Annotated in this window: 1 protein-coding gene; it reads left to right on the forward strand. The window is 49.2% G+C overall.

Annotated features, from left to right (window positions below; genetic code table 11):
• The coding region (locus tag R7E78_RS26260; RefSeq protein ID WP_318058626.1) for a VWA domain-containing protein at positions 1–752 on the forward strand (752 nt) is incomplete at both ends.

The raw sequence follows: 752 nt of genomic DNA on the forward strand, positions 1-752 counted from the left end.
TGGATTGATCGCCTATGCAGGCGATGCTTACAGCTTGAGTCCGCTAACGACGGATGCTAGTACGCTAGCAGGTATCATCGAGAACTTGTCGCCAGAGCTGATGCCATTCCAAGGCTCGAACCTCCCTGCAGCGATCGAATTGGCGTTAAGTCAATTATCACAAGCCGGTGCAAACCAAGGAGACATTGTGGTTCTTGCCGATGATCTTGATGATTCAGAATTGGCACGCTCTCTGAATTTAGTTAAAGGTAAAAACATACGAGTCTCGGTTCTTGCAATCGGCACGGCAAACGGCGCACCGATTGCCCTACCCGACGGCTCGCTTCTTAAGACCACGCAAGGCTCGACCGTTGTTGCCAAAACACACCTGAAAAACCTACAAACGCTAGCCAACAAGACGGGCGGTATGTTTGTTCCTATTCAGCACAACAACCGAGACGTGGATAGCATCGCAGCGTACACGAATAATACTGGGAACAACTTGGCAGCAAAACAGAATCAAGAGGTCAAAACCGATTCTCGTTTGAATGGCGGATTTTGGCTATTGCCTCTACTGCTACTGCCTACCGTTTTCCTGTTCCGCCGTGGTGTAATTTGGGTATTTTTCGCTGCGCTGCTTCCAATGACTTGGACTCCAGGTGCACAAGCCAACCCATTCTTAAATGCCGATCAGAAAGCGGCTAATCTCTATAAACAGGGAGAATATGAACAAGCCAAAAACCTGTTCACTGACCCAAGTTGGCAAGGCGCGG

Source organism: Vibrio sp. YT-19(2023) (genome assembly GCF_033337395.1).